The 26,434-nt window shown below is 70.9% G+C and carries 22 protein-coding genes; 11 read left to right on the top strand and 11 right to left on the bottom strand.

Annotation, left to right across the window (positions count from 1 at the left end; all coding sequences use genetic code 11):
• From ABZ818_RS15915 to ABZ818_RS15900, 4 genes are read right to left on the bottom strand one after another with little or no spacing between them, the layout of a single operon-like run.
• Positions 1-639: an ATP/GTP-binding protein gene (locus ABZ818_RS15915; protein WP_361414576.1), complete on the bottom strand. Its 639-nt coding sequence runs from the start codon at positions 637-639 to the stop codon at positions 1-3.
• Entirely contained in the window at positions 620-1,027 is a 408-nt protein-coding gene (locus ABZ818_RS15910; RefSeq protein ID WP_361414574.1) for a DUF742 domain-containing protein, read from the bottom strand. The genes ABZ818_RS15915 and ABZ818_RS15910 overlap by 20 nt, the downstream gene beginning before the upstream one ends.
• Positions 1,024-1,530: a roadblock/LC7 domain-containing protein gene (locus ABZ818_RS15905; protein WP_361414572.1), complete on the bottom strand. Its 507-nt coding sequence runs from the start codon at positions 1,528-1,530 to the stop codon at positions 1,024-1,026. The genes ABZ818_RS15910 and ABZ818_RS15905 overlap by 4 nt, the downstream gene beginning before the upstream one ends.
• Positions 1,527-4,442: a nitrate- and nitrite sensing domain-containing protein gene (locus tag ABZ818_RS15900; protein ID WP_361414570.1), complete on the bottom strand. Its 2,916-nt coding sequence runs from the start codon at positions 4,440-4,442 to the stop codon at positions 1,527-1,529. The genes ABZ818_RS15905 and ABZ818_RS15900 overlap by 4 nt, the downstream gene beginning before the upstream one ends.
• Before the next feature lie 416 nt (positions 4,443-4,858).
• On the opposite strand from ABZ818_RS15900, the gene ABZ818_RS15895 reads away from it, so the two are divergent.
• The gene (locus ABZ818_RS15895; protein ID WP_361414568.1) at positions 4,859-5,647 is read left to right on the top strand and encodes a hypothetical protein; all 789 of its coding nucleotides are present in this window, start codon (positions 4,859-4,861) and stop codon (positions 5,645-5,647) included.
• 21 nt (positions 5,648-5,668) lie between these two features.
• On the opposite strand, the gene ABZ818_RS15890 is transcribed toward ABZ818_RS15895, so the two are convergent.
• The gene (locus ABZ818_RS15890) at positions 5,669-6,160 is read right to left on the bottom strand and encodes a MarR family transcriptional regulator (protein ID WP_361414566.1); all 492 of its coding nucleotides are present in this window, start codon (positions 6,158-6,160) and stop codon (positions 5,669-5,671) included.
• A 294-nt stretch (positions 6,161-6,454) separates the two neighbouring features.
• Here ABZ818_RS15890 and ABZ818_RS15885 point away from each other — a divergent pair, with 294 nt between their 5' ends.
• Positions 6,455-7,273, top strand: coding sequence for a lysozyme (locus ABZ818_RS15885; RefSeq protein WP_361414564.1), 819 nt, complete (start codon positions 6,455-6,457; stop codon positions 7,271-7,273).
• A 480-nt stretch (positions 7,274-7,753) separates the two neighbouring features.
• Here the strand turns inward: ABZ818_RS15885 and lon are convergent, their stop codons facing one another.
• Together lon and ABZ818_RS15875 are read right to left on the bottom strand one after the other, a co-directional pair.
• Positions 7,754-10,186, bottom strand: a complete 2,433-nt coding sequence (lon, locus tag ABZ818_RS15880) for an endopeptidase La (protein ID WP_361414562.1) — start codon at positions 10,184-10,186, stop codon at positions 7,754-7,756.
• A gap of 216 nt (positions 10,187-10,402) precedes the next feature.
• A complete protein-coding gene (locus ABZ818_RS15875) occupies positions 10,403-11,299 on the bottom strand; it encodes a rhomboid-like protein (RefSeq protein WP_361414560.1) in 897 nt (298 codons plus the stop codon).
• A gap of 255 nt (positions 11,300-11,554) precedes the next feature.
• Here ABZ818_RS15875 and ABZ818_RS15870 point away from each other — a divergent pair, with 255 nt between their 5' ends.
• From ABZ818_RS15870 to ABZ818_RS15840, 7 genes are all read left to right on the top strand, one after another.
• Positions 11,555-12,232, top strand: a complete 678-nt coding sequence (locus ABZ818_RS15870) for a spermidine synthase (protein WP_361414559.1) — start codon at positions 11,555-11,557, stop codon at positions 12,230-12,232.
• A gap of 122 nt (positions 12,233-12,354) precedes the next feature.
• A complete protein-coding gene (locus tag ABZ818_RS15865) occupies positions 12,355-13,092 on the top strand; it encodes a response regulator transcription factor (protein WP_361414557.1) in 738 nt (245 codons plus the stop codon).
• Positions 13,089-14,195, top strand: a complete 1,107-nt coding sequence (locus ABZ818_RS15860) for an ATP-binding protein (RefSeq protein ID WP_361414555.1) — start codon at positions 13,089-13,091, stop codon at positions 14,193-14,195. The genes ABZ818_RS15865 and ABZ818_RS15860 overlap by 4 nt, the downstream gene beginning before the upstream one ends.
• Positions 14,196-14,477: 282 nt before the next feature.
• Positions 14,478-18,302, top strand: coding sequence for a multifunctional oxoglutarate decarboxylase/oxoglutarate dehydrogenase thiamine pyrophosphate-binding subunit/dihydrolipoyllysine-residue succinyltransferase subunit (locus ABZ818_RS15855; protein ID WP_361414553.1), 3,825 nt, complete (start codon positions 14,478-14,480; stop codon positions 18,300-18,302).
• A gap of 86 nt (positions 18,303-18,388) precedes the next feature.
• Entirely contained in the window at positions 18,389-18,568 is a 180-nt protein-coding gene (locus ABZ818_RS15850) for a DUF6104 family protein (protein WP_003992906.1), read from the top strand.
• A 174-nt stretch (positions 18,569-18,742) separates the two neighbouring features.
• On the top strand, positions 18,743-19,648 hold the full coding sequence (locus tag ABZ818_RS15845; protein ID WP_361414551.1) for a DUF4097 family beta strand repeat-containing protein: 906 nt from the start codon (positions 18,743-18,745) through the stop codon (positions 19,646-19,648).
• Between the two features lies 1 nt (position 19,649).
• Positions 19,650-20,645, top strand: a complete 996-nt coding sequence (locus tag ABZ818_RS15840; RefSeq protein WP_361414549.1) for a helix-turn-helix transcriptional regulator — start codon at positions 19,650-19,652, stop codon at positions 20,643-20,645.
• Positions 20,646-20,684: 39 nt separating this feature from the next.
• Here ABZ818_RS15840 and ABZ818_RS15835 read toward each other — a convergent pair whose 3' ends face one another.
• From ABZ818_RS15835 to ABZ818_RS15820, 4 genes are all read right to left on the bottom strand, one after another.
• The gene (locus tag ABZ818_RS15835) at positions 20,685-21,251 is read right to left on the bottom strand and encodes a Clp protease N-terminal domain-containing protein (RefSeq protein WP_361414547.1); all 567 of its coding nucleotides are present in this window, start codon (positions 21,249-21,251) and stop codon (positions 20,685-20,687) included.
• On the bottom strand, positions 21,251-21,460 hold the full coding sequence (locus tag ABZ818_RS15830; RefSeq protein WP_018571396.1) for an HTH domain-containing protein: 210 nt from the start codon (positions 21,458-21,460) through the stop codon (positions 21,251-21,253). The genes ABZ818_RS15835 and ABZ818_RS15830 overlap by 1 nt, the downstream gene beginning before the upstream one ends.
• Before the next feature lie 160 nt (positions 21,461-21,620).
• Positions 21,621-22,586, bottom strand: coding sequence for a zinc-binding dehydrogenase (locus tag ABZ818_RS15825; RefSeq protein WP_361414545.1), 966 nt, complete (start codon positions 22,584-22,586; stop codon positions 21,621-21,623).
• A gap of 144 nt (positions 22,587-22,730) precedes the next feature.
• On the bottom strand, positions 22,731-23,954 hold the full coding sequence (locus ABZ818_RS15820) for an NADP-dependent malic enzyme (RefSeq protein WP_361414543.1): 1,224 nt from the start codon (positions 23,952-23,954) through the stop codon (positions 22,731-22,733).
• A gap of 549 nt (positions 23,955-24,503) precedes the next feature.
• Between ABZ818_RS15820 and ABZ818_RS15815 the strand changes: the two genes are divergently transcribed.
• Positions 24,504-25,463, top strand: coding sequence for an ABC transporter substrate-binding protein (locus tag ABZ818_RS15815; protein ID WP_361414541.1), 960 nt, complete (start codon positions 24,504-24,506; stop codon positions 25,461-25,463).
• Positions 25,464-25,495: 32 nt separating this feature from the next.
• Positions 25,496-26,431, top strand: a complete 936-nt coding sequence (locus ABZ818_RS15810) for an amino acid ABC transporter permease (RefSeq protein WP_361414539.1) — start codon at positions 25,496-25,498, stop codon at positions 26,429-26,431.
• The last annotated feature ends 3 nt before the right edge of the window (positions 26,432-26,434 follow it).

Raw genomic sequence — 26,434 nt, 5'->3', positions numbered from 1 at the left:
CTACTCCGGGGTCTCCTCGAGTGCGTGGGCCACGAGGGCCAGCAGGGTCTCGATGGCCGAGATCCGGCGCCGCGCGTCCATGATCATGACAGGTATGTGTGCGGGTATCGTCAGCGCCTCCCGCACGTCCTCCGGGTCGAACTGCTCGCTGCCCTCGAAGTGGTTGACGGCGACGACGTACGGCAGCCCGCAGCTCTCGAAGTAGTCCAGCGCCGGGAAGCAGTCCTTCAGACGGCGGGTGTCGGCCAGGACCACGGCACCGATCGCGCCGCGCACCAGGTCGTCCCACATGAACCAGAACCGCTGCTGGCCCGGCGTGCCGAACACGTAGAGCACGAGGTCGTCGTCGAGCGTGAGCCGGCCGTAGTCCATGGCGACGGTGGTCGTCACCTTGTCCGGCGTCTCGGTGAGGTCGTCGGTCTCCTCGCTCGCCTCGGTCATCAGCGCCTCGGTCTGCAGAGGCGTGATCTCCGAGACGGCGGTGACCAGCGTGGTCTTGCCGACGCCGAAGCCGCCGGCCACCACGATCTTCGTGGCGACCGGGGCACGGGTGCGGTCCGTCTGCCAGGGCTGCGGGGCCTCGTCGGCCTCGACGAGCGGGGGGACGCCCACGGCGGCGTCAGAGACGGCGGAGTCCACTCAGCACCCTTTCCAGCAGCGCGCGGTCCGGCCGGCCCGTGCCATGACCGGTTCCGGTTCCGTACACACGGATCTTTCCCTGGTCCGCGAGGTCGCTCAGGAGCACGCGGACCACACCGAGCGGCATCTTCAGCAGCGCCGCGATCTCGGCCACCGTCCGCATCCGGCGGCACAGTTCGACGATGGCCCGTACCTCGGGCATGCCCTGGTTGGCGAGCGAGCCGTTGGTCAGCTCCTTGCGCTCCTCCGGGGCCTCCAGCGCGGCCACGAACGTCTCCACCAGGAGGACGTGGCCGAAGCGGGTACGGCCGCCGGTGAGCGAATAGGGGCGTACGCGGGAGGCCTTGCGGTCGCCGCCGCGGACCGGGAGCTTGGACGTACCGCTCATCGGGCCGCTCCTTGGGTACTCCCGTCGGTTTCCAGGGACTTGCGCAGCTCGCTGCGGAGTTCAGGCGTCAGGACGTGTCCGGCGCGGCCGACGAAGAGCGCCATGTGGTACGCCACGACACTCATGTCGCACTCCGCGGAGCCGTGCACGCCGAGCAGCGACCCGTCGCTGATCGACATGACGAACAGGCTGCCCTCGTCCATCGCGACCATCGTGTGCTTGACCGCGCCGGAGTCCATCAGCTTGGCGGCGCCGAGGGTGAGGCTGCCGATGCCGGAGACGATGGTGGCGAGGTCGGCGGCGGAGCCGCGCGGACCGGTGCGCGTCTCGCGGGCGTGGCGGGCCTCGTCGTTGCGGCCGGGGTCCGAGGAGAGGAGCAGGAGCCCGTCGGAGGAGACCACGGCCACGGATTCGATGCCGGGGACCTCCTCGACGAGGTTGGTCAGCAGCCAGTGCAGGTTGCGGGCCTCACTGCTCAGTCCGAAGGTACTGGGCGCGGTCAACTGCTTGCCTCCTCGACTGTGCCCCCCGTGTTCTGGTCGGCGATCTCCGCCTCCGCCTCCGCCTCGCGGTAGCCCTCCCGTGCTCCCCGGTGGAACCCGCCCAGGCGGCGGCGGAGTGCCTCGGCGTCCACGGAAGCGCTGCGCTGGCGCGGGGCCGGGGCGGGGGCGGATATCTTCGGGGTCCGCTTGGGCAGGCCCTTGGCGGTGACCTCGTCCTCCGGCGCATCGGGGGTCCGGTGGTGTTCCGCCTCGGCTTCGCCGTCGGCGGGGGTGTTCTGCTGCGGCGGCAGTGTGGTGCGGGCGGCCTCGATGCCGCCTCCGGCCGGTTCGTTCCCCTCGGCACGGGTGCCCCGCGGGAGCGGGGCCGCGGCCTCGGTCTCGTCCTCGGCCGGTTCACTCCCGGCCGCGGTGCCCGTGGGGGTTTCCCGGTCGGGTGCGGACGGACCCTGCGGGGCCTGCCCGAAGTCGGTGGGGTCGGGGTGCGGGCGCGCCGGGTCCGGCTCCCCCGCGGGCGACGGGAGCAGGAGTTCCATCGTCGTCTCGGACGGCGAAGCCGGTTCCTCGTCCGCCGGTCCCTCGGTGACCGGCTCCTCGTCCGCCGGCTCCTCGTCCGCCGGTTCCCCGGTGACCGGTTCCTCGTTCGCCGACTCCGCCTCGCGCACGGCCTTCTCGGCCAGCGCGACCAGGGGGTCGGTGCCCTCGGCGCGGGCGGGCAGGACGTTGGAGTTGGCCTCGGCATCGGCGCCGGGCAGGGAGACCGCGGAGGCCTCTCCGGGGGCCGAAGCCGAGTCCGCGACGGCGGAGGCGGGCGCGGCCGCCAGTACGGACTTGGGGACGACCACGACGGCCGCGATGCCGCCCTGCTTCTGCTCGCGCAACTGCACGCGCACGCCGTGCCGGTGGGCGAGGCGGGCCACGACGTACAGGCCGAGGCCCAGACCCTGGTCGCCCTCCTTGTCGTAGGCGGACTTCGGGTCGAACTCGGTGAGGCGGGCGTTGAGCCGGGTCAGCCGCTCCTCGGGCACGCCGATGCCCTCGTCCTGGACGGAGAGCATGACCTCGCCGTTCTCCAGGAGCCAGCCGGAGACCTCGACGGGCTGGTCGGGCGGGGAGAACGAGGTGGCGTTCTCCAGGAGTTCGGCCAGCAGGTGGGACAGGTCGTCCGCCGCGAAGCCCGCCACGTGCGCGTGCGGCGGCAGCGCGGCGATGCGGACGCGCTCGTAGCGCTCGATCTCGCTGACCGCGGCGCGTACGACGTCGACCAGCGGGACCGGTCCGGCGTGCTGCTGGACGTGCTCGGAGCCGGCCAGCACGAGGAGGTTCTCACTGTGCCGGCGCATGACCGTGGCGAAGTGGTCGAGCTTGAAGAGGGTGGACAGCCGGTCGGGGTCCTGCTCACGGTCCTCCAGGCCCTCGATGACGGCGAGTTGCCGTTCCACCAGGCCGAGGGTGCGCAGCGCCAGATTGACGAAGCTGCCGCCTATGCCGCTGCGCAGCCGCTCCAGCTGGGCGGCGGAGTCGGCGAGTTCGGCGCGCAGTTCCTCACGGGCGTCGGCCATCTTCTGGCGCTGGCCGACCAGGTGCTTGCGGTCGGTCTCCAGCGTGGCGATCCGCTCGGCGAGCACGACGGCCTGCGCGTGCAGGGTGTTGACGGAGCGGACGACCTGCGCGAACTCGTCGTTGCGGCCGTTGAACTTGACGGGTTCCTCGGTGGCCGGGTCCTGCGCGCCGGCCAGCCGGGCCGAGCCCAGGCGCAGCACCGCGAGCGGCCGGGTCAGGGTGCGGGCGAGCGCGGTGGCGATGCCGATGGTGACCAGCAGCAGGGCGCCGAGCAGGGCGATGCGGATCTCCAGCGCCGTGACGTCGTCGTCACGCAGCTGCGCCAGGTCCTTGGTGCGGCGGTCGTACAGAGAGGACTCCGCGCCGCGCATCAGGTCGAGACGGGCGCTGAGCGCGGCGTCGGCCTTCTTGACGCTGGTGTCCAGGTCGCTGTTGGAGAGCGTCGGCTGCTGGACGAGCGAGGCGAGGTACTTCTCCGCGGTGTCGACCTCGGCTCCGCTCACCGTGGAGTCGTACGACGCTCGGGCCTCCTGCGGCGCGTTGTCGCGGAAGCCGGCGAGAGCGGCGTCGGAGCGCAGCCGGGCCTGCTGGGCGGCGGCGCTCAGGACGTCGCGCTGCTTGGTGTCGGCCTCCGATGAGGTGGCGGTCTCCGTGGGCAGGCCGGTGACGGGGTCGTAGACGGTCTGCGTGGTGTGCGGCACGTTCAGCGCCGCGAGCAGCAGCCCGCGGGCCGCGGCGGCCTGTTGGACGGCGGTGTCGAGCTCGGCGAGCGCGTAGGCGCCGGAGCCGGCCCGCGTGGGCATCCGCTCGGCCAGCCGCTCGGCCAGCTTGTGCAGGTCGGTGATGGCGACGGAGTAGGCCTGGTGGACCTGGAGGGCGGTGCTCTGCCCGGTGAGCGCGGAGCGGCGCACGGCGGCGATGCCGTCGAGGTCCTTGCGCAGCCAGGCCGGCATGTCCTGGTCGGCGCGCAGCTCGTCGACCTGGCGGTCCACGCGGGTACTGCGCTGCTCGGAGGGCGCCTTCGCCCCGGGGCGGCCGGCGGCGACGTAGGAGGTGACCTCGTCGCGCTCGTCGGCCAGGGAGTGGGCGAGGGTGAGCGCGTCCTGGGTCTGCCCGGCGAGCGTCACCAGGTTCTGGGAGTCGCTCACCTGCCCGGAGGCGGCTATGAGGGAGGGCGCGCCCGCACCGGCCACCGCGGCGGCCACGACGGCGACGGCGGCGATCAGACGGTTGCGTACATGCGTGGGACGGCCCTTGCCGACGGGGGTGACGGGGGGCGTGCCGGGCGTCTGCGCCGGGTCTCCTGCCATGGCCGTCTGCTTGCCTGCGCGCCGAGGCCGCTTCTTCTGCACCGGTGCTCGCATTCCTGTACTCGTGTACTCATGGGCCCGGGTGGTGCCCGTCAGCTGGCGCGGACAGGCGCGTACACCCTCCCCACGCTCTCGACTCCGCTCGAGCAGGGGGGACCTGCATCGGTTCCCGACCCTCCCAGTGCCGGTGGGCAGTGGTCCTGCATCGTCCGACCGGCCACCCGAAGGAGTGAACCTCGGAGGGGAGTTGGCGGGCAAGTTCCTCCGGCGCATGCGCGGGCACGGTGCGGTGGGCCGGTTGGACGTCTGCGGCGGGCTTTGGCAGTATTCGCCGCCACGCCTTGCCGGAGTGATCCAATTGCGCCCAAAACAGGCGGCTGACCTGCGTCACCGCACCGAATCCCGGATGGTTGCCACCCTTTCGCAGGGCTTGTGAAGGGCTCGTGCAGACTGGCCGGATGCGCACTGAGGTTGTTTCGGAGCCCGGCCGTCCCGACTGCCCCAACGAGGACTTCGCGAGTATCGGACTACCCGCGTCTGGACAGGGTGGTTGCCTTGTCGTCCTGGACGGGGTGACACCGCCGCGGACCGGTACGGGGTGTTCGCATTCGGTCTCCTGGTTCACCGCCCGACTGGGCGGCGCGCTGACCGAACTGACGGTTTCCTGCCGAGATCTGACACTGCCGGAGATTCTTTCGCGCGCGATCCTCCGTACCGCCGAGTCACACGCTCCAACCTGTGACCTTTCTCACCCGCGCACGCCTCAGGCAACCGTCGTTCTGGCCCGCTGGTCGGCGGAGGCGGTCGAGTACCTGGTGCTGTCCGACTCGGTCCTGCTGCTGGAGTCCCCCGACGGCCCGGTCACCCCGGTCCTGGACGACCGGCTGGCCCGGCTGCCCCGGGCCTCGCTCGCCACGGACGCGCTCATCGACGCCGTCGTGCGCAACAAGGAGGGCGGCTTCTTCACCGCGGCGGCGGATCCCTCGGTGGCCGCCCGTGCCGTGACGGGCAGCGTGCCGCGCGCCGGGGTCCGCGCGCTGGCCGCGCTGACGGACGGGGCGGCGCGGTGGGTGGAGAAGTTCCACGCGGGCGACTGGGCGCGGTGCCTCGGTCTCGTACGCGAGGAGGGGGCGGGCTCGCTCGTGGGCCGGGTGCGGGCCCTGGAGGCGGCCGACAAGGAGGAGCGGACGTATCTGCGCCGCAGCAAGACGCACGACGACGCGACGGTGGTGTTCGTGGAGCCGTGAGCGGCCGGCGCCGCGGGCCGGCTACTTCTCCGTGACCTCATTCAACTCGTGCAGCAGCCGGGCCAGTTCGGCCACCTCGCGGCGGTCCCAGTGGGCGAGCTGGCTGACGTAGCGGGCGCGGCGGGCCTCGCGCACCTGGCCGACTCGGCGGCGGCCGTCGTCGGTGAGGGCCACCAGCCAGGCCCGGCCGTCGGCGGGGTCCGGTTCCCGGGCGACCAGGCCGAGTTGCTCCAGTGCGTGCAGCTGGCGTGACATGGTCGCCTTACCGACGCCGATGTAGCCGGCCAGCTCCGTGGCGCGCTGGCGGCCGCACTCCTCCAGGCGGACCAGCAGTCCGTAGGCGGCGGGCTCCAGATGGGGGTGGACCTCGCGGGCCATCTCGCCCTGGTTGGCCCGCGCACGCCGAAGCAGCACCGTCAGTTCCCGTTCGAGGGACAGGAACTCCCGGTCCGCACCACTCGGTGCCGCGCCGGACGCGACCTCGCGTCCGCCGCCGTTTGCGTCTTCGTGCACGTCAGCCCCTGCCTGAAGGTTTCCCGCTCCTGAAAGTTTCCGCCAGTCGGCGCCATCACCGCAGCTCCGTCAGTATTTCGCAGGCGTAGACCATCGGCAGACTCCGGGCCCCCTTCCCAGGCGGCGGTCTACGTGCGTAGCTTCTTTGTCAGGCCTATTGGCATGCTCACACCACTGCTGCGCCCGCGGCCGCGGGCCGGCGTGGCCCTGCTCGTCAGCGCGACCGGGACATGCCCGTGACCGGGACATGCCCGTATCCCCCCACCGAGCACCACCGAGCTTCGGAGGCACGTCATGTCCGTGCACAGATCCGGAACGGCCCGCGTACGGCGGCTCACCGCCGCGGGAATCCTGCTCGCCGCGTTCTCCATGCTCTTCACTCTCCCCTCCGCCGCCGCCACCGTGCCCGCCCGCGGCTCCGCCTACATGGGCATGGGCGTCGTGCCGCACGACGGCCAGGGCGGCACGCCGGCCGGCGGCGACGCCACCCAGACCGAGGGCGTCGACGTGTCCGGCTACCAGGGCAACGTCGCCTGGTCCACGCTGTGGAACAGCGGCGTCAGGTGGGCGTACACGAAGGCCACCGAGGGGACGTACTACACGAACCCCTACTTCGCCCAGCAGTACAACGGCTCCTACGGCGTCGGCATGATCCGCGGCGCGTACCACTTCGCGACCCCGGACACCACCAGCGGCGCCACCCAGGCCAACTACTTCGTCGACCACGGCGGCGGCTGGTCCCGCGACGGCAAGACCCTGCCGGGCGCCCTCGACATCGAGTGGAACCCCTACGGCGCCGCCTGCTACGGCAAGACGGCGAGCGCGATGGTCGGCTGGATCGCCGACTTCCTGAACACCTACAAGGCCCGCACGGGCCGGGACGCCGTGATCTACACGGCCACCAGTTGGTGGACCCAGTGCACCGGCAACTACGGCGGCTTCGCCGCCAACAACCCGCTGTGGATAGCCCGTTACGCCTCCGACCCGGGCACCCTGCCGGCCGGCTGGGGCTACTACACCATGTGGCAGTACACGTCGTCCGGTCCGACGGTCGGCGACCACGACAAGTTCAACGGCGCGCTGGACCGCGTACAGGCACTCGCCAACGGCTAGGGTCGCGGCACTGGCCTCCAACCCCCGGCCGGGGCAGGGAGTCGCCCCGGCCGGGGCCCGGGGCGCCCCCGGCGCAAGCGCGGCGGCCCACACCGGGCGCGCCCCGGAACCCTACGAACCCCACGAACCCCCCGCCGTCCCGGGGCGCAACGTCTCGACCGGAGCCCCGGCGACAGCGGCACCGCCGGGAGTCCCGGGGGGTGACAAGCGGAAACCCGGGGACCCAGCCATACGGCCGGGAGCCCCGGGGCGTGGCCACACAGTCGGAGGCTCGCCGCGCTCGCCGTCCGGTCGCCCCGGCCAGGCCTCCCGCGCCGGCCGCGGTGGCCTGTCGCTAGTGCTGCGACCGGAGCCGGGCGGGCGGCGCCTGCCGGCCCGGCGAGCCGAGGTGGGCCGTACTTGCGCCCCGGGCGCGGGGTTCGGACGGGAAAGCCCCGGCCGAACCCCGCGCCCCGATGAACCGCTCACCGCGCGGCAGCGCTACGCGGCGGCCGGGATCTCCGGTGACGCACCGTTCGTCGCGGGGTTCAGGGCCAGTTCCAGGACCTGGCGGACGTCGGTGACGGTGTGGACGTCGAGCTTGTCCAGCACTTCCGCCGGGACGTCGTCCAGATCGGGCTCGTTCCGCTTGGGGATGACCACCGTCGTCACACCCGCGCGATGGGCGGCGAGCAGCTTCTGCTTGACGCCGCCGATGGGCAGGACACGCCCGGTCAGCGAGACCTCGCCGGTCATCGCCACGTCCGTGCGGACCAGGCGGCCGGACAGGAGCGAGGCGAGCGCGGTCGTCATCGTGATGCCCGCGCTCGGACCGTCCTTCGGCACCGCGCCCGCCGGGAAGTGGATGTGCACACCCCGGTCCTTCAGATCGCCCACGGGCAGTTCCAGTTCCGCGCCGTGGCTGCGCAGGAAGCTCAGCGCGATCTGCGCGGACTCCTTCATCACGTCGCCCAGCTGACCGGTCAGGGTCAGCCCGGCCGCGCCCGTCTCCGGGTCCGCCAGGGACGCCTCGACGAAGAGGACGTCGCCACCGGCCCCGGTGACCGCGAGGCCCGTCGCCACGCCCGGGACGGACGTCCGCCGCTCGGCCGGGTCCTGAGCGGACTCCGGAACGTGGTGCGGACGGCCGATCAGCCCCCGCAGCTCACCGTCCGTGACGGTGAACGGCAGCTCCCGCTCGCCCAGTTCGTGCTGCGCCGCGATCTTGCGCAGCAGCCGTGCGATGGACCGCTCCAGGGTGCGCACACCCGCCTCGCGCGTGTACTCGCCGGCGAGCTTGCGCAGCGCGCCCTCCTCGATCGTCACCTCGTCCCGGCGCAGGCCCGTCCGTTCAAGCTGGCGCGGAAGCAGGTGGTCGCGCGCGATGACGACCTTCTCGTCCTCGGTGTAGCCGTCCAGGCGCACGATCTCCATCCGGTCGGCCAGCGCCTCCGGGATCGCCTCCAGGACGTTGGCCGTGGCCAGGAAGACGACGTCGGACAGGTCCAGCTCCACCTCCAGGTAGTGGTCCCGGAAGGTGTGGTTCTGCGCCGGGTCCAGGACTTCGAGCAGGGCCGCGGCCGGGTCCCCGCGGAAGTCGGAACCCACCTTGTCGATCTCGTCCAGCAGGACCACCGGGTTCATCGACCCGGCCTCCTTGACGGCGCGCACGATCCGCCCGGGCAGCGCGCCGACGTACGTACGCCGGTGGCCGCGGATCTCGGCCTCGTCGCGGACGCCGCCCAGGGCGACGCGCACGAACTTCCGTCCCATCGCGTGGGCGACGGACTCGCCGAGGCTGGTCTTTCCCACACCGGGCGGCCCGACGAGCGCGAGCACGGCACCGCCGCGCCGCCCGCCGATCACGCCCAGGCCCCGGTCGCCGCGCCGCTTGCGCACCGCCAGGTACTCGGTGATCCGTTCCTTCACGTCCTCCAGACCCGCGTGCTCGGCGTCCAGGACCGCCTTGGCGCCCTGGATGTCGTAGGCGGAAGCACTGTCATCGGTTCGCTCGCTCCACGGCATGTCGAGGATCGTGTCGAGCCAGGTGCGGATCCAGGAGCCCTCGGGGGACGCGTCGGAGGCGCGCTCCAGCTTGTCGACCTCCTTGAGCGCGGCCTCCCGGACCTTCTCGGGCAGGTCGGCGGCCTCGACGCGGGCGCGGTAGTCGTCGGACTCCTCGCCGTCGCTCTCGCCGTTCAGCTCGCGCAGCTCCTTGCGGACGGCCTCCAGCTGGCGCCGCAGCAGGAACTCGCGCTGCTGCTTGTCGACGCCCTCCTGGACGTCCTTGGCGATGGACTCGGCCACGTCCTGCTCGGCGAGGTGGTCGCGCAGCTGCTGGGTGGCGAGCTTGAGACGGGCCACCGGGTCGGCGGTCTCCAGCAGCTCGACCTTCTGCTCGGTGGTCAGGAAGGGCGAGTAGCCGGAGTTGTCGGCGAGCGCGGAGACGTCGTCGATGGCCTGTACGCGGTCGACCACCTGCCAGGCGCCGCGCTTGCGCAGCCAGGCGGTGGCGAGCGCCTTGTACTCCTTCACCAGTTCGGCGATCTGGCCGGGCAGCGGCTCGGGCAGGTTCTCCTCGATCCGGGTCCCCTCGACCCACAGCGCCGCGCCAGGACCGGTGGTCCCGGCGCCGATCCGCACACGTCCGCGACCGCGGATGAGCGCGCCCGGGTCACCGTCGGCCAGCCGGCCCACCTGCTCGACCGTGCCCAGCACACCGGTCCTGGCATACGTCCCCTCGACCCGGGGCACCAGCAGCACCCTGGGCTTGCCGGGCTCGTCCCGCGCGGCGGCCTGCGCGGCCTCCACCGCGGCCCGTACCTCGGCGTCGCTCAGGTCGAGCGGAACCACCATCCCGGGCAGTACGACCTCGTCGTCGAGCGGCAGCACAGGCAGGGTGAGCGGTGTGAAGGCAGTGGACTCAGCAGCCATGATCTCCCCTTCGGCAGTCAAGTTGAGCTATGCCGACTCAATGCACGACGCCGGTCGATTGTTCCCCGGCATCTGTTCGCTCTGAGCGATCGGGCATCCACAAACAGCACACACAGGCAGAAAGGAAGGAGAAAGAAAGGAGACAGGGGAGGCAGGGGAGACAGAGGAGAGAAAGGAGAGAGGGATAGAGGGAGAGCACAGGGAGCCTGAAGAGGCTCAGGCCGTCCCGGGCGCGGTACCCGACTCCGCGAGGCGCGCCCGCCGCCAGCGCCGTATCACCGGCCACGTCGCCACGCCGAGCCCCACCGCGATCAGATGGCCGCAGCTCGTCATCGGATCGTCGAACGCGGCCAGGTCCTGGGCCAGCATGCCCACGAAAATGGTGAGCAGGGGCCAGCGCAGCCAGGGCGTGAGCAGGCCGGCCAGGGCGCCGAGACTGGCCGCGACACCGAAGCTGATGCCGTAGTCGAGGCGGTGCGCCGAACTGCCCGGCAGGCGGCCCGCGAGCACCGCGAGCCCGACGGGGACCTCGGTGGCGAGGGTGGCCAGCACGTGCCCGAACAGGAACACGCCGGCGGTGCGCAGACCGCCTATCCGGCGTTCCAGCGCGGTGAGCACCAGCAGGAAGCACAGGGAGTACGCCGACACGACGCCGCCCGCGATCCACAGCGCGCTGGCCGGCAGCACCAGCAGGGGCGCCCGCACGAGGTGGGCGACATCCGTGCTGGAGCTCTGGTACAGGGCGTCCACCACCGCGGGATCGGCGTACCGGGCGACGAGCGAGGTGACGGCCAGCAGCGCCGCGTACCCGAAGGTGAAAGGGGTGCCGGTGGGGCTGGGCAGCAGCCGCCAGGGACGCAGACCGCGCAGCCCCCTGATTCCCGCGGCGGACCGCGCCGAGCGGGCCGGTTCCGCGCGCTGGCCTCCCAGGACGGCGCCGCGCGCCCGCTGCTGCGGCATCCCGTACAGCGCCTGCGACACCTGCACCGGAACGCCGGCCACGGCCGCGTCCGCGCCCCCGTCCGCACTCTCGTCCACGACGGCGTCCGGAAGCAGGGGGCGACCCGAAGGTGCCGGCGGGCCCGAGGGGCCGGCCGTCGCGGTCCGTTCCACGGTGCGGCACTCCTTCCGTCGCGCTCCACACTTCGTGTGCCGGGCGCCCCTGTCCATGACCGACGCCACCCACGCAACAATTCTCAGCAACCTATTAGGTTCCCGGCGACCCCAGCGACCCCAGCGACCCCAATGACCCCGACGACCCCAGCGCCCCTGGCAACCCGCAGACGGGCGAGGCCAGCGACGCGCTCGCACACGGGTGTCACCCCTAATTCATGTGGCCGTACGCGTCCGTTGGGGCAGGATGACCCCATGACCGGCTCGTACGACGCCCCCGAGGTGCTGGACCGCCGCGAGGGCCCCCACGGCGAGGTCGTGCTGCGCCGGCACGGGGCGCTGCTGCAGATCATCGCCAACGGCTGCTTCCTGATGGACACCTCCGACGGGCGCTCCGAGCGCCTCCTGGTCGACGCGGCACTCACCGCGCTGCCAAAGCGGCGGGCACCGAGCGTCCTGATCGGCGGCCTCGGCGTCGGCTTCTCACTCGCGCACGCCGCGGCGGACCCGCACTGGGGACGGATCACCGTTGTCGAACGCGAACGCGCGATCATCGACTGGCACCGCGGCGGCCCCCTCGCCGAGCTGACCGCCGGCGCGCTGGCCGACCCGCGCACCGAGATCGTCGAAGGAGACCTGATCGCCTACGTCAATGAGACATCCGACACGTTCGACGCGCTGTGCCTGGACATCGACAACGGCCCCGACTGGACGGTGACCGAGGACAACCAGGAGCTGTACGGACAGGCCGGACTGACAAGCTGCGCAAGGGCGTTGAAGCCGGGCGGGGTACTCGCCGTGTGGTCCGCGAAGCCATCTGCGGAATTTGAAGGAACCTTGCGGAATGTCGGATTCCGACAGGTGCGCACCGAAGAGGTCCCCGTTGCCCGGGGCGTTCCGGACGTCGTGCATCTCGCGGTCCTACCTGGATAGCAAAGGTGTGGGGAGTCCCCGTACGCTGCTCCCTTGGCGCCGATCATTCAAGCGTCAATCGCAACTACGCGCAGTCAAGGAATCACCCCACGGATTCCGGAAAGCACACTCAGGGGCGGGCGATGGAGCAGACACACACCGCGCACAACGGCACGACGGCCACCCCGGGCGCCCAGCGCCGGGTCCTGGTGGTCGAGGACGACCCGACCATCATGGATGCCATCGCCACCCGCCTGCGCGCCGAGGGATTCCTCGTGCAGACCGCGGGCGACGGGCCGGCCGCCGTGGACACCGCCGAGGCCTGGCAGCCCGACCTGCTGATCCTCGACATCATGCTGCCCGGCTTCGACGGCCTGGAGGTCTGCCGCCGCGTGCAGGCCCAGCGCCCGGTGCCGGTGATGATGCTCACCGCGCGCGACGACGAGACCGACATGCTGGTCGGCCTCGGGGTCGGCGCGGACGACTACATGACCAAGCCGTTCTCGATGCGGGAGCTGGCCGCACGCGTGCATGTGCTGCTGCGCCGCATGGAGCGGGCCGCGCTGGCCGCGGCGACCCCGCGCAGCGGCATCCTGCGCCTGGGCGAGCTGGAGATCGACCACGCCCAGCGCCGGGTGCGCGTGCGCGGCGAGGACGTCCACCTCACCCCGACCGAGTTCGACCTCCTGGTCTGCCTGGCGAACACCCCGCGCGCGGTGCTCTCGCGCGAGCAGCTACTGGCGGAGGTGTGGGACTGGGCGGACGCCTCCGGCACCCGGACCGTGGACAGCCACATCAAGGCGCTGCGCCGGAAGATCGGCGCCGAGCGGATCCGCACGGTGCACGGCGTAGGCTACGCGCTGGAGACACCGACACCGTGAGCGACGGGCCGGCCGCACGGAGGGACCAGGGCGAGCCCTGGGGTGGCGTGCGCCCGTTCTCGATCAAGACCAAGCTGGGCGCGCTGGTCGTCATATCCGTGCTGATCACCACCGGTCTGCTGATGATCGCGGTGCGCACGGCGACCGAGCTGCGCTTCATCACGGTCTTCTCGATGATCGCCACACTGCTCATCACGCAGTTCGTGGCGCACTCGCTCACCGCGCCGCTGGACGAGATGAACACGGTGGCCCGCTCCATCTCGCACGGCGACTACACGCGCCGGGTGCGCGAGAACCGCCGGGACGAGCTGGGCGACCTGGCCCAGACGATCAACCGCATGGCCGACGAGCTGGCGGCCCAGGACCGCCAGCGCAAGGAGCTGGTGGCGAACGTCTCGCACGAGCTGCGCACGCCCATCGCGGGCCTGCGCGCGGTGCTGGAGAACATCGTCGACGGGGTCACCGAGGCCGATCCCGAGACCATGCGCACGGCGCTGAAGCAGACCGAGCGGCTCGGCCGGCTGGTGGAGACGCTGCTGGACCTGTCCCGCCTCGACAACGGCGTCGTGCCGCTGAAGCTGCGCCGCTTCGAGGTGTGGCCCTACCTGTCGGGCGTGCTGAAGGAGGCCAACATGGTCGCCTCGGCCCGCGCGGGCATCGCCTCCGACTCCGGCAGCCACACCCGTACGGACGTCCATCTGCACCTGGACGTCTTTCCGCCCGACCTGACCGCGCACGCCGACCCCGAGCGCATCCACCAGGTGGTCGCCAACCTGATCGACAACGCGGTCAAGCACAGCCCGCCGCACGGGCGCGTGACGGTGAAGGCACGGCGCGGCCCACAGCCTCAGTCGCTGGAGCTGGAGGTCCTGGACGAGGGGCCCGGCATCCCGCGCTCGGAGTGGCACCGCGTCTTCGAGCGCTTCAACCGGGGCTCGGTGAACCGGCCGCACGGCCCGGGCAGCGACGGCGGCACCGGACTCGGCCTGGCGATCGCCCGCTGGGCGGTGGACCTGCACGGCGGCCGGATCGGGGTGGCCGAATCCGAGCGAGGCTGCCGGATCCTCGTCACCCTTCCGGGCCTGCCCTCTTTGCCAAGTTGACGTAAAGTTCGATCACGAACCCCAAGATCCACGAGCATCCGCGCAGGCGGACACGTGTGATCAGGCCGGGGCCTGCATCCCACAGGGGTCAGGCCCGGGTCCCCCCTTCCCTGACGCAGCGGAACTACGCTTGTTTCCCGCCATTTCAAGCCCCGAAACCCGGGTTTTGATGTGACTTACATGACGAAGGAGTGGCCCGACCTGACCTTCCCCCCTTCAGGGGCGTAGCCTTTATTCCCGCTGTCCATCATTCTTGTGAAGCGGAAGAGGGCGGTTGCCGCCGTGTCGCCACAGTCCCCCAGTAACTCGAGCATCTCGACCGACACCGACCAAGCCGGGAAGAACCCCGCGGCCGCGTTCGGTGCCAACGAGTGGCTCGTCGACGAGATCTATCAGCAGTACCTCCAGGACCCGAACTCCGTAGACCGCGCCTGGTGGGACTTCTTCGCCGACTACAGGCCCGGGGCCGCCGCCCCGCAGGCTCCGGCGGGTACCGCGGCCGCGGGGGCCGCGGAGACCACCACCACGGCTCAGGCGGCGCCCGCCGCTCCGGCTGCCCCGGCCCGGCCCGCTCCGCAGGCCGCCGCCGCGCCGGTCGCTCCCGCGCAGCCCCCGGCCGCGCCCCGGCCCGCGGCAGCCGCTCCGGCTCCCGCGAAGCCCGCCGCTCAGGCCCCGGCGCCGGCGAAGCCCGCCGCCAAGGCCGAGCCCGCCGCGGAGGCACCCGGGGGTCCGGAGTTCGTCACGCTGCGTGGCCCCTCCGCCGCGGTCGCGAAGAACATGAACGCCTCGCTGGAGCTGCCCACGGCCACGTCCGTGCGCGCCGTCCCGGTGAAGCTGCTGTTCGACAACCGCATCGTCATCAACAACCACCTCAAGCGGGCCCGCGGCGGGAAGATCTCCTTCACGCACATCATCGGCTACGCGATGGTCCAGGCCATCAAGCAGATGCCGTCGATGAACTGGTCCTTCGCCCAGAAGGACGGCAAGCCCACCCTGGTCAAGCCGGACCACGTCAACCTCGGTCTGGCCATCGACCTGGTCAAGCCCAACGGCGACCGCCAGCTCGTCGTGGCCGCCATCAAGAAGGCCGAGACGCTGAACTTCTTCGAGTTCTGGCAGGCCTACGAGGACATCGTCCGTCGCGCCCGCGACAACAAGCTGACGATGGACGACTTCACCGGCGTCACCGTCTCCCTCACCAACCCCGGCGGTCTCGGCACGGTCCACTCCGTGCCGCGCCTGATGCCCGGCCAGTCGGTGATCATGGGCGTCGGCTCCATGGACTACCCGGCGGAGTTCCAGGGCACCTCCCAGGACACCCTGAACAAGCTCGGCATCTCCAAGGTCATGACGCTCACGTCGACCTACGACCACCGGGTGATCCAGGGCGCCGCCTCCGGCGAGTTCCTGCGCGCCGTCGCCAACCTGCTGCTCGGCGAGCACGACTTCTACGACGACATCTTCAAGTCGCTGCGCATCCCCTACGAGCCGGTCCGCTGGCTCAAGGACATCGACGCCTCGCACGACGACGACGTCACGAAGGCCGCCCGCGTCTTCGAGCTGATCCACTCCTACCGGGTCCGCGGCCACGTCATGGCCGACACCGACCCGCTGGAGTACCAGCAGCGCAAGCACCCCGACCTGGACATCACCGAGCACGGGCTCACCCTGTGGGACCTGGAGCGCGACTTCGCGGTCGGCGGCTTCGCCGGCAAGACGCTGATGAAGCTGCGCGACATCCTCGGCGTGCTGCGCGACTCGTACTGCCGCACGGTCGGCATCGAGTTCATGCACATCCAGGACCCCAGGCAGCGGAAGTGGATCCAGGACCGTGTGGAGCGCCCGCACTCCAAGCCGGAGCGCGAGGAGCAGCTGCGCATCCTGCGCCGGCTGAACGCGGCCGAGGCCTTCGAGACCTTCCTGCAGACGAAGTACGTCGGCCAGAAGCGGTTCTCCCTGGAGGGCGGCGAGTCCGTCATCCCGCTGCTCGACGCGGTCATCGACTCGGCGGCCGAGTCCCGCCTGGACGAGGTCGTCATCGGCATGGCCCACCGCGGCCGCCTCAACGTCCTGGCCAACATCGTCGGCAAGTCGTACGCGCAGATCTTCCGCGAGTTCGAGGGCAACCTCGACCCGAAGTCGATGCACGGCTCCGGCGACGTGAAGTACCACCTGGGCGCCGAGGGCACCTTCACCGGCCTGGACGGCGAGCAGATCAACGTCTCGCTGGTGGCCAACCCCTCCCACCTGGAGGCGGTGGACCCGGTCCTGGAGGGCGTCTCCCGCGCCAAGCAGGACATCATCAACAAGGGCGGCACGGACTTCACGGTCCTGCCGGTGGCCATCCACGGCGACGCGGCCTTCGCGGGCCAGGGCGTGGTGGCCGAGACCCTGAACATGTCGCAGCTGCGCGGCTACCGCACCGGCGGCACGGTCCACATCGTCATCAACAACCAGGTCGGCTTCACGGCCGCCCCGGAGTCCTCGCGTTCGTCCATGTACGCGACGGACGTGGCGAGGATGATCGAGGCTCCGATCTTCCACGTGAACGGCGACGACCCGGAGGCCGTGGTCCGCGTGGCGCGGCTGGCCTTCGAGTTCCGCCAGGCGTTCAACAAGGACGTGGTGATCGACCTCATCTGCTACCGCCGCCGCGGTCACAACGAGTCGGACAACCCGGCCTTCACCCAGCCGCTGATGTACGACCTGATCGACAAGAAGCGCTCGGTGCGCAAGCTCTACACCGAGTCGCTGATCGGCCGGGGCGACATCACCCTGGAAGAGGCCGAGCAGGCGCTCCAGGACTACCAGGGCCAGCTGGAGAAGGTCTTCACCGAGGTCCGCGAGGCCACCTCCCAGCCGGCCTCCGGGGACGTCCAGGCGCCGCAGGACGGCTTCCCGGTCGCGGTGTCCACGGCCGTCTCCGCCGAGGTCGTCAAGCGCATCGCCGAGTCCCAGGTCAACATCCCCGACCACATCACCGTCCACCCGCGGCTGCTGCCGCAGCTCCAGCGCCGGGCGGCGATGGTCGAGGACGGCACGATCGACTGGGGCATGGGCGAGACCCTCGCCATCGGCTCGCTGCTCCTGGAGGGCGTCCCGGTCCGGCTGTCCGGCCAGGACTCCCGCCGCGGCACCTTCGGCCAGCGGCACGCGGTGATCATCGACCGTGAGACGGGCGAGGACTTCACCCCGCTGCTCTACCTGTCCGAGGACCAGGCCCGGTACAACGTCTACGACTCCCTGCTGTCCGAGTACGCGGCGATGGGCTTCGAGTACGGCTACTCGCTGGCCCGCCCGGACGCGCTGGTGATGTGGGAGGCCCAGTTCGGCGACTTCACCAACGGCGCCCAGACGGTGGTGGACGAGTTCATCTCCTCCGCCGAGCAGAAGTGGGGCCAGACCTCCGGCGTCACCCTGCTCCTGCCGCACGGCTACGAGGGCCAGGGCCCGGACCACTCCTCCGCCCGCCCGGAGCGGTTCCTCCAGCTCTGCGCGCAGAACAACATGACGGTCGCGATGCCGACCCTGCCGTCGAGCTACTTCCACCTCCTGCGGTGGCAGGTGCACAACCCGCACCACAAGCCGCTGGTCGTCTTCACCCCGAAGTCGATGCTGCGCCTGAAGGCCGCGGCGTCGAAGGCGGAGGAGTTCACCACGGGCCAGTTCCGTCCGGTCATCGGCGACACGTCGGTGGACCCGGCGGCGGTCAAGAAGGTCGTCTTCACCGCGGGCAAGGTCTACTACGACCTGGACGCCGAGCGCCGCAAGCGGGGCGTGACGGACGCTGCGGCTGCCGAGACGGCGATTATCCGCCTCGAGCGGCTGTACCCCCTGCCGGGTGCCGAGCTCCAGGCCGAGATCGCCAAGTACCCGAACGCGGAGAAGTACCTGTGGGCCCAGGAGGAGCCGGCGAACCAGGGTGCGTGGCCGTTCATCGCCCTGAACCTCATCGACCACCTGGACCTGGCGGTCGGCGCGGACATCCCGGCCGGCGAGCGCCTGCGCCGCATCTCCCGTCCGCACAGCTCCTCCCCGGCCGTCGGTTCCGCGAAGCGGCACCAGGCGGAGCAGGAGCAGCTCGTGCGCGAGGTGTTCGAGGCGTAATCGCTCCCGCGAGCCGTACCTGACCGGGCCGCACCCCCTCAACGGGGGTGCGGCCCGGTCGTTTCGGCGCACCTATCCTTGAACACATGTACTTCACAGACCGTGGCATCGAAGAGCTGGAGAAGCGGCGGGGCGAGGAGGAGGTCACCTTCGAGTGGCTGGCCGAGCAGCTGCGGACCTTCGTCGACCTGAATCCGGACTTCGAGGTGCCGGTCGAGCGGCTGGCGACCTGGCTGGCCCGGCTGGACGACGAGGACGACGAGTAGGGACCGACGTCCGTTCGGTGCGGGGCACCCCCTTGAGGGTGCCCCGTTCGCTTTTCAGGGGACCTGCCCCCGCCTCACCGGAACGAGTGTCTTGACTTCCCATGAACGCGATATATCGTGGATAGCAGGCGACGCGATATGGCGTGTCGCGTCCCGTCCGGGGAGGTCTGCACCATGTCCGAATGGTCCGTCGGTGAGCCCAGGAAGCTCACCTTCGACGAGCCGGTGACCGCACTCAACGTCCGCATCGTGCACGGAACGGTGAACGTCGTGGGTACCGACGAGGGCCCGGCCCGCCTGGAGGTCTCGGAGATCGAGGGGCCGCCCCTGGTCGTCACCCAGCAGGGCGGGACGCTGACGGTGGCCTACGAGGACCTGCCCTGGAAGGGCTTCCTCAAGTGGCTGGACAGCAAGGGCTGGCGGCGCAGCGCCGTGGTCTCCGTGGCCGTTCCGGCGAGCGCGCGCGTGGAGCTGGGAGTCGTCGGTGCCGGCGCGACGGTCTCGGGGATCGACGGACGCGCGGAGGTCAAGGGCGTCTCCGGGGACACCACCCTGGTGGGCCTGACGGGCCCGGTGCGCGCCGACACCGTGTCGGGGAACGTGGAGGCGCAGGCCCTCTCCGGTGATCTGCGGTTCAACTCGGTCTCGGGCGACCTGACGGTGGTCGACGGCGCCGGTCCCTCGGTCAAAGCGGACTCGGTGAGCGGATCGATGATCGTCGACCTCGACCCGACGGGCGGCCCCACCGACGTCAGCCTGACCAGCGTCTCCGGCGAGATCGCCATCCGGCTCCCCCACCCGGCGGACGCTCAGGTGGACGCGAACACCGCGAGCGGGACGGTGTCCAACGCCTTCGAGGACCTCAAGGTCAGCGGCCAGTGGGGCGCCAAGCGGATCACCGGCCGCCTCGGAGCGGGCAACGGCCGGCTGAAGGCGACCACCGTCTCCGGCTCCATCGCGCTGCTGCGGCGCCCGCCGACGGAGGACGGACCGTGGGAGGCGGAGCCGCGGGACGCCCGCCCGGCCGGGGATTCCAGCGGCGGTACCGGCAATGGCACGACCGACAAGAAGGTGCTCTGACATGCCTCCCGTCTTCGCCCACGGCCGCCTGCGCCTCTACCTGCTCAAGCTGCTCGACGAGGCCCCACGCCACGGCTACGAGGTGATCCGGCTGCTGGAGGAGCGCTTCCAGGGCCTGTACGCCCCCTCGGCGGGCACGGTGTATCCGCGGCTGGCCAAGCTGGAGGCCGAGGGCCTGGTGACGCACACCACCGAGGGCGGCCGCAAGGTGTACGCGATCACGGACGCGGGCCGCGCCGAACTGGCCGACCGCAGTGGTGAACTGGCCGATCTGGAGCTGGAGATCCGCGAGTCCGTCGCCGAACTCGCCGCGGAGATCCGCGCCGATGTGCGCGGCGCCGCGGGCGATCTGCGGCGCGAGATGCGCGTGGCGGCGTCCCAGGCCCGGGAGGGCGCCGGGGAACACGGAGAGCACGGGGAGCACGTCAAGGCCGACGACAAGGAGGCCTGGCAGGCCGCCAAGGAGGAGATGCGGCGCGTCAAGCAGGAGTGGAAGGAGCAGGCGCGGCGCGCGAAGGAGGAGAGCCGCAGGGCGCGCGACGAGGCCCAGCGGGCCCGGCGGCAGGCCAAGGAGGCGCAGGAGCGGGCGCGGACCCAGGCTCAGGAGGAGTTGCAGCGCATCGCCAAGCGGGTCCAGGAGCAGGTGCAGGACCACTTCAACCGGGGCGACTGGCCCACGGGGGTGCGTGAGGGCCTGACCGAACTGGCCAAGGAGTTCGGCGACTTCGGCAAGGACTACGTCGGCCGCACGGCCCGCCCCGAGTACTCCACGACCCCGGAGGACTTCCCGGCCGACTACGAACCGGCCTGGGCGCACGAGGACCTCACCGGCGACCCGGCCCGAGACCTGGACCGCCTGCTGGACCGCTTCCGCGACGACATCCGCGACACGGCCCGGGACAACGGCATCACCGCCGACCAGCTCCGTGAGACCCGCCGCCATCTGTCCACGGCAGCGGCCCATATCGCCTCGCTCCTGCACCGCCCGAAGGTCTGACGGCCGCCCGCCGGCCCACTCGGGCGGCCGCCCCTCGACTCAACCGGCCGCCCGTGCCTGTCCCCCGTCGTACAGCACGCGGGTCACCGACTCGTAGGTCACGCCGTGGTCGGCGAGGGCCTCGGCGGGCACGCCCGGGCGGACGGTCAGGGCGAGGAGGATGTGCTCGTCGCCGATGTGCCGGTCGTGGTGGGCCACCGCCGAGCGCAGGGCCTTCTCGAGCGTGTCCTTGGTGCTCCGGCCGAAGGTGCGGCGGCCCGGCCAGGCACCCTTGCCCTGCCGGTCGCCGGACATCGCCCCGACGCCATGTGCCTCCTCCACCCGGGAGACGATCTCGGAGACGTCGATGCCCAGGTCCGCGAGGGCGTCGGTGTCGGCCCGGGACAGGCCCGCACGCCGCCGCGCGTCGCGCAGCGCCTGCCGCACCGGCTCCCCGCGCTCGTCGAGCCCCAGTGCCGCCAGCGCGAAGGACCCACGGCTGCCCTCGCGGTCGAGCAGGGCGAGCAGCAGGTGCTCGGCGTCCACGGACTGCGCTCCCGCGTCCTCGGCGTACTCCACCGCACCCCGCACTACGGCCCGGGCGTCCTTCGTGAACCGTTCGAACATCACTGCCTCCCGTACTTCTTGTGCACGGCCTGCCTGCTCACTCCGAGCTCGGCGGCGATCTCCTGCCACGACCAGCCCTGGTTGCGCGCACTGCGCACCTGTACCGCCTCCAGCTGCTCGAGCAGCCGGCGCAGCGCGGCGACGGCCCGCAGTCCGACTCGGGGATCGCGGTCGCCGGCGCGCTCGGCGAGATCCGTTGCTTCGGTCACGCTGTCAACCTACATTGACACTGCGGGCTCGTCAACCATGGTTGACATGTCTGGCGGGGGCGGAGACATCCGAGGGGCCGGAGACGCCCGAGGCGCGGGCAGACGAACGGCGGGCCCGGAAGACGCCCGGGCCCGCCGTTCGGAGAACAGGTGGCGAGAGTCAGGAGTTGGTGAGCACGACCTTGCCGAAGTGGCCGCCCGACTCCAGCCGCTCGAAGCCCTCGCGGGCCCGGTCGAGCGGCAGCACCTCGTCGATGACGGGACGGACCCCGGTGGCAGCGCAGAAGGACAGCAGGTCCTCCAGTTCGTCCTTGGTGCCCATGGTCGAGCCGACGACCTTCAGCTCCAGGAAGAAGATGCGCGTCAGCTCGGCGTGGGACGGCCGGTCGCCACTCGTGGCCCCGGAGATGACGATCGTGCCGCCGGGCCGCAGCGACTTGACCGAATGCGACCAGGTGGCCGCGCCGACGGTCTCTATCACCGCGTCCACCCGCTGCGGCAGCCGCGCCCCCGGCTCCAGCGCCTCCACGGCGCCCAGCTCCACCGCGCGCCTGCGCTTGGCCTCGTCCCGGCTGGTGGCGAACACCCGCAGCCCGGCCGCCTCGCCGAGCACGATCGCGGCCGTGGCGACACCGCCGCCGGCTCCCTGGACGAGTACGGAGTCGCCGGGACGCACGCCTGCGTTGGTGAAGAGCATGCGGTACGCCGTGAGCCAGGCCGTGGGCAGGCAGGCGGCCTCCTCGAAGGAGAGCTCCTTGGGCTTGGGCAGGACGTTCCAGGTCGGCACGGCCACCTGTTCGGCGAAGGTGCCCTGGTAGCGCTCGGTGAGGATGGACCGGGGTTCCCCGGGCCCGACCCCGTACCCGCTCTGTCCGATCACGGAGTGCAGGACGACCTCGTTGCCGTCCTCGTCGACGCCGGCGGCGTCGCAGCCGAGGATCATGGGCAGCTTGTCCTCGGACAGCCCCACCCCCCTCAGCGACCAGAGGTCGTGGTGGTTCAGCGAGGCGGCCCTGACGTTGACCGTGCTCCAGCCGGGTCGGGCCTCGGGGGCGGGGCGCTCCCCCGACTCCAGGCCGCTCAGCGGCTGGTCGCGGTCGATTCGGGCGGCGTAGACAGCGAACATGACCTTGACCATAGGGGTGCGCCCCGGCCGGCGGAACCACGCGCCTCTGTGACGCTCACCCTCTTGCCAGGCAGGAGCACACCGGACAGGAAGGCGAAAAAAGAAACGGCCCCGTCCTCGGGGGACGGGGCCGTTCGGGTCGGCTCAGCGACGCGCCACGCCTTCGGCACGGGCCGCGGCGGCCACGGCCGCGGTCACGGCCGGGGCCACCCGCTCGTCGAACGGCGAGGGGATCACGTAGTCGGCGGCGAGGTCGTCCCCGACGACCCCGGCCAGCGCCTCGGCCGCCGCGATCTTCATTCCCTCGGTGATCCGGGACGCCCGCACCTGGAGCGCGCCCGCGAAGATGCCGGGGAAGGCCAGAACGTTGTTGATCTGGTTGGGGAAGTCCGAGCGCCCGGTCGCCACGACCGCCGCGTACTTGTGCGCGACCTCGGGGTGCACCTCGGGGTTCGGGTTGGCCATGGCGAACACGAACGCGCCCTCGGCCATCGACGCCACGGCCTTCTCCGGCACCGTGCCGCCGGAGACGCCGATGAAGACGTCGGCGCCGGCCAGCGCGCCCTCCAGGGAACCGCTGATGCCGGCCTTGTTGGTGAACTCGGCCACCTCGCGCTTGACCTGCGTCAGGTCCGTGCGGTCGGTGGACACCACGCCCTTGCGGTCGGCGACCGCGACATCGCCGATACCGGCCTCGATCAGCATCTTGGCGATGGCCACACCGGCCGCGCCCGCGCCCGAGATGACGGCCCGCAGGTCCCCGATCGCCCGCCCGCTCAGCCGGGCCGCGTTGCGCAGCGCCGCGAGGGTCACGACCGCCGTGCCGTGCTGGTCGTCGTGGAAGACCGGGATGTCCAGACGCTCCTGGAGCCTGCGCTCGATCTCGAAGCACCGGGGGGCCGAGATGTCCTCCAGGTTCACGCCGCCGAAGGACGGCGCGAGGCGCACCACGGTCTCGACGATCTCGTCGACGTCGGTGCAGTTCAGCGCGATCGGCACCGCGTCCACGCCGCCGAACTGCTTGAACAGGATCGCCTTGCCCTCCATCACCGGGAGGGAGGCTTCGGGGCCGATGTCACCGAGCCCCAGTACGGCCGTGCCGTCGGTCACGACGGCGACCACGGACGACTTCCACGTGTAGTCGTGGACCAGCTCCGGCTGCTCCGCGATGGCGGAGCACACGCGCGCGACGCCGGGCGTGTACGCCAGGGACAGGTCGTCCTTGTCGCGGACGGGCACGGTGGCCTGCACGGCCATCTTGCCGCCGCGGTGCAGCGCGAAGGCCGGATCGAAGGAATCGAGCGGCTCAGCCCCGCCGTCCTGATCCGTACCGCTGTCGCTGCGAGGATTGACGATCTCCGCTGCCACTTCGTTTTACCCCTTAAAGTGTTCATGGTTTGAGGGTTGCCGCTCCTGGTGAGGAGCGGGCGGGACCGCGCACGGACCGTGAGTGATGCCTTCGGTCCCCTACGCGACGGGCGCGCCGCACACGCGCTCTGAGCCCCGGATGAGGGGTGTAAAGAACCTTCTTACCGGACGACCGGCGTCAACGACGAGTCCATAACGTCAAGGTCACATGACGGAGGCGCGGCACTTGGCCCAATATGGGGACAACTCGTCGTCGATTGCCCGACAAAGCCGCAACTGCACTCAAACATCATGTCCCGGCGGACCGCATCCTGAGACGGGACGAAGATCTTCCGGCCGAAAGAAGGCATTCCCGCAGATGGTCCGGCTTCGCCGAAGCCGCTCCGCGTGGTTCGGGGGTCACCCGTTATCCGATTTTGACATGGCGACTCCCCTGATTGGCCCAGCCCCAATGGCAAGATGCGGTCAATCACACGAGGTCGCAACACCCGAAGGTGTGTGTCCTCGTCGCCCCGTCGGCAGCTCCATCCATCAGCCGGAGGAACCACAATGACCGCACGCTCCACCCGTCGTACGACCGCCGCGCACTCCCGGCTAGCTGCGGTCGGTGCGATCGTGGTCACCGGCGCCCTGATCCTCACCGGCTGCGGTGACCAGACCAAGGACAAGAAGGAGCCGTCGGGCAGCGGCTCGGCGAAGACGGCCCCGCTGGCCGACAAGCTCCCGGCCCAGATCCGCGAAAAGGGCACCATCAAGGTCGGCTCCGACATCGCGTACGCGCCGGTCGAGTTCAAGGACAAGTCCGGCAACGTCGTCGGCCTCGACCCCGACGTCGCGGCCGCCCTGGGCAAGCAGCTCGGGGTGACCTTCGAGTTCGAGAACGGCACCTTCGACGCCCTGCTCACCGGTCTGCGGTCCAGCCGCTACGACATCGCGATGTCGGCCATGACGGACAACAAGAGCCGTCAGGAGGGCATCGACCCGAGCACGGGCAAGAAGGTCGGCGAGGGCGTCGACTTCGTCGACTACCTGACGGCCGGTGTCTCGATCTACACCCGCAAGGGCGACACCAAGGGCATCAACAGCTGGTCCGACCTGTGCGGCAAGAAGATCGCCCTGGAGCGCGGCACCGTCTCGGAGGACCTCGCGAAGGCCGAGGCGAAGAAGTGCCCGGCCAGCAAGAAGCTCACCATCGAGCCGTTCGACGACGACCAGCAGGCCCAGACCCGTCTGCGCTCGGGCGGCGCGGACGCGGTCTCCTCCGACTTCCCGGTCGCCGCGTACGCGGTGAAGACCTCCGGCGGCGGCAACGACTTCGAGGTCGTCGGTCCGCAGGTCCAGGCGGCCCCGTACGGCATCGCCGTCAGCAAGTCGAACACCCAGCTGCGCGACGCGCTCCAGGCCGCGGTGAACGCGATCATCCAGAACGGCGAGTACGAGAAGATCCTGGAGAAGTGGGGCGCCCAGGACGGTGCCGTGAAGGAATCCGTCATCAACGGCGGCAAGTGACCGCGCCGAGCAGCCGCTGAGAGGCGACACCCGTGACTGCTGACATCGACAAGACGGCGGGGACCAAGGACACGCCCCCGGCCGGACCGCAGGCCATCAAGGCCATTCCGGTCCGGCACTACGGGCGGTACCTCACCGCCGCCGTCGCGATCGCGATTCTGGTCGCGATCATCTACGCGTTCGGCCAGGGCAAGATCAACTGGCACGCGGTTCCGGACTACTTCTTCGACGACCGGATTATCACCGGCGTCGGCAAGACCCTCCTGCTGACGGTCCTGTCGATGGTGATCGGCATCGTCGGCGGCATCATCCTGGCGGTGATGCGCCTGTCGAAGAACCCGGTGACCTCGTCCATCGCCTGGTTCTACATCTGGTTCTTCCGCGGCACCCCGGTCCTGGTCCAGCTGTTCCTGTGGTTCAACCTGGGCCTGGTCTTCGAGTACATCAACCTGATGCCGTTCTACAAGGACTACTGGTCGAACTTCATGACGCCGCTCCTGACGGCGCTGCTCGGCCTGGGTCTGAACGAGGCGGCGTACATGGCGGAGATCTGCCGCGCCGGTCTGCTCGCCGTCGACGAGGGCCAGACGGAGGCCGCCCACGCGCTGGGCATGAGCCACTCCAAGACCCTGCGCCGGATCGTCATCCCTCAGGCCATGCGGGTGATCGTGCCGCCGACCGGCAACGAGGTCATCAACATGCTGAAGACGACCTCGCTCGTGGCGGCCGTCCAGTTCTCGGAGTTGTTCCGCTACGCCCAGGACATCGGCCAGGTCTCCGGTGCCCCGGTGGAGATGTACTTCCTCGCCGCCGCCTGGTACCTGATCATGACCTCGGTGCTGAGCGTCGGCCAGTACTACATCGAGCGGTACTACGCCCGCGGCTCCAGCCGCAGCCTGCCGCCGACGCCGTGGCAGAAGGTCAGGGCGCACCTGACGTCCTTCTCCAGCAGGAAGGTCACGGCATGACCG

It is taken from the genome of Streptomyces sp. NPDC047453 (genome assembly GCF_040643155.1).
Taxonomy (GTDB): domain Bacteria; phylum Actinomycetota; class Actinomycetes; order Streptomycetales; family Streptomycetaceae; genus Streptomyces.
The sequence above is the reverse complement of the archived record's forward strand: the minus strand, read 5'-3'. Positions and strand labels throughout refer to the sequence as shown.

Excerpts from the sequence above, each read along its gene's own strand:
- lon (WP_361414562.1), bottom strand. The coding sequence starts at position 10,186 with ATGGCTGCTGAGTCCACTGCCTTCACACCGCTCACCCTGCCTGTGCTG.
- ABZ818_RS15825 (WP_361414545.1), bottom strand. The coding sequence starts at position 22,586 with ATGTTCGCTGTCTACGCCGCCCGAATCGACCGCGACCAGCCGCTGAGC.
- ABZ818_RS15835 (WP_361414547.1), bottom strand. The coding sequence starts at position 21,251 with ATGTTCGAACGGTTCACGAAGGACGCCCGGGCCGTAGTGCGGGGTGCG.
- ABZ818_RS15885 (WP_361414564.1), top strand. The coding sequence starts at position 6,455 with ATGTCCGTGCACAGATCCGGAACGGCCCGCGTACGGCGGCTCACCGCC.
- ABZ818_RS15815 (WP_361414541.1), top strand. The coding sequence starts at position 24,504 with ATGACCGCACGCTCCACCCGTCGTACGACCGCCGCGCACTCCCGGCTA.
- ABZ818_RS15910 (WP_361414574.1), bottom strand. The coding sequence starts at position 1,027 with ATGAGCGGTACGTCCAAGCTCCCGGTCCGCGGCGGCGACCGCAAGGCC.
- ABZ818_RS15850 (WP_003992906.1), top strand. The coding sequence starts at position 18,389 with ATGTACTTCACAGACCGTGGCATCGAAGAGCTGGAGAAGCGGCGGGGC.
- ABZ818_RS15840 (WP_361414549.1), top strand. The coding sequence starts at position 19,650 with ATGCCTCCCGTCTTCGCCCACGGCCGCCTGCGCCTCTACCTGCTCAAG.
- ABZ818_RS15845 (WP_361414551.1), top strand. The coding sequence starts at position 18,743 with ATGTCCGAATGGTCCGTCGGTGAGCCCAGGAAGCTCACCTTCGACGAG.
- ABZ818_RS15865 (WP_361414557.1), top strand. The coding sequence starts at position 12,355 with ATGGAGCAGACACACACCGCGCACAACGGCACGACGGCCACCCCGGGC.
- ABZ818_RS15895 (WP_361414568.1), top strand. The coding sequence starts at position 4,859 with ATGCGCACTGAGGTTGTTTCGGAGCCCGGCCGTCCCGACTGCCCCAAC.
- ABZ818_RS15870 (WP_361414559.1), top strand. The coding sequence starts at position 11,555 with ATGACCGGCTCGTACGACGCCCCCGAGGTGCTGGACCGCCGCGAGGGC.